The organism is Parafrankia sp. FMc2, assembly GCF_041008525.1.
Lineage (GTDB): Bacteria > Actinomycetota > Actinomycetes > Frankiales > Frankiaceae > Parafrankia.
On record NZ_JBFLUG010000365.1, the window covers coordinates 1 to 1,746 of the forward strand.

At 66.1% G+C, this 1,746-nt stretch carries 2 protein-coding genes and 1 pseudogene; 1 reads left to right on the top strand and 2 read right to left on the bottom strand.

Annotated features, from left to right (window positions below; translation table 11 throughout):
- Together AB1460_RS37285 and AB1460_RS37290 are read right to left on the bottom strand one after the other, a co-directional pair.
- Positions 1-127 (bottom strand): annotated as a pseudogene (locus tag AB1460_RS37285) (transposase); the annotation flags it as partial.
- Between the two features lie 115 nt (positions 128-242).
- Complete coding sequence (locus AB1460_RS37290; protein WP_368967252.1) at positions 243-1,397, bottom strand: IS110 family transposase; 1,155 nt, start codon at positions 1,395-1,397, stop codon at positions 243-245.
- Positions 1,398-1,458: 61 nt separating this feature from the next.
- Here AB1460_RS37290 and AB1460_RS37295 point away from each other — a divergent pair, with 61 nt between their 5' ends.
- Complete coding sequence (locus tag AB1460_RS37295) at positions 1,459-1,647, top strand: transposase (RefSeq protein ID WP_368967253.1); 189 nt, start codon at positions 1,459-1,461, stop codon at positions 1,645-1,647.
- The last annotated feature ends 99 nt before the right edge of the window (positions 1,648-1,746 follow it).

Below are 1,746 nucleotides of genomic sequence, written 5' to 3' on the forward strand. Positions count from 1 at the left end.
CGGCGAGGCCGAGCTCGGCGGCTTCCAGCGTCGGCGCGGTGTAGATCTCCTTCATCGCCTTGACGACGGCTTTCCGGTCGGTGAAGGACACGAACCGCATCGCGTTGCGGATCACGTGGACGACGCAGACTCCCGCTGTCAACCTCCCGAGCAGAAATCATGGTCGACGGCTGCATTTTTGGGCATGCTGACGCCACCCGCAGGTGAGAATCTGCGACCTGCAGGGCTCGGATCGCTGGTTGTTAGGCTGCTATGTCAGACCTGTGATGGCGGTTCGGGTCGTAGGGGGTGCCATCGATCCAGGCCCGCCAGAGCACACGTGTCCATCGTGCTCCGAGACCGCGTAGCGCGCGGTATTTACTCTGACCTCGTTCCCTGGAAGCCTCGTAAACGGCACCCGCCCATTCGTCCTCACGGGCGGAAACGAACGCCCACCAGTCGATCGCATGTCGCATGCGCCGGTTCGCGGCGTAACGAAACCGGACCTGGTGAGTGCGTCCCGACGCGCGGGTGACCGGCGCCAGACCAGCCTCTGCAAGCAGAGCAGCTACCGAGGGAAACCGTGCCCGGTCGTCGCCCATCTCACCGATCAGCGTCGCCGCGATCACCGGTCCGAGGCCAGGGAAGCTCGTGAACACCGCCGTGTCGGGATGGGACGACAGCAGCTCGCGGATCGTTTTGTCGTAGGTCCGCAGGTGACTGTTGAGCATTTCCAGCTCGCTGGCGAACATCTGCGCGGCCAACACCTTTCCTGCTTCTGTTCCCGCAGCGGCGGCCAGCAGATGGGGTCGCATCCGTTCAACGAGGACCGTGGGGTCGGCCCGGCCGGAGTAGCCGTGCAGGCGACAGAACGCCGCCATCCGCGCCGGTCCCACCCGCGCCGCCTGCTCCGGCGTCGGGTACTCCTTCACGAAGGCCAGCGCGATGTCACGGTCGAGGCTGGAGAACAGGTGCAGCGGCGCAGGGTGGTAGGACTCGAGGACCGCCCGCAGCCGTGACTCGGTCGCCCGCTGCGCCAACACCACCCGGTCCCGGTCCCGGTCGCGGCTGACCGCCCGCAGCTGTGCGGTCAGCGGAGACGGCGCGCGCAACGGCCGCCAGTGGGCGTGCTCGTGGCGCAGCGTGTCCGCCAAGACGAAGGCGTCGAAGCTGTCGCTCTTGGTCGCCGCGAGCCGATAACGCTCCCGTGCCCTCGCCGAAATCTTCGGCGACACACAGAAAACCGAAACATCCAACTTATGAAGATGCTCGACCAGGAGTCCTTCCGCCCGTTCGATCGCGACACGGACCGGCGCAGAAGACGAGCCGATCAGCGCATCCAGCTCGGCCAGACCGCCGACCGTGTGCTGAACACGACGACGAACAAGAACCGTGCCCGCTTCGTTCGGAACACACACCTGGTGAAAACTGAACCGCCCCGGGTTCCATGGAGACCGGTCCGTTTGAGAGGATCGAGTCGTGCCCGCTCCCAGGAAGTACCCCGATGAGCTCCGTGAACGTTCCGTCCGTCTCGTGCAACAGATGCGTCGTGAGCAGCCGGCGGAGGCGTCACGCGCGATCTCGACGGTCGCGAAGCGGCTGGATGTGCATCCGGCGACACTGCGGCTCTGGGTGAATCAGCAAGGCTCCGGCACGCTCTCGCTTTGACGGGTAGGTCGGGTTGGTCGGGTCTGCCTGGGTCGGGCTGGCCGTGACCGGTTCGTGGGGGCGGGCCGGTGGGACCACGTGTCGTTCGCAGACAAGCAG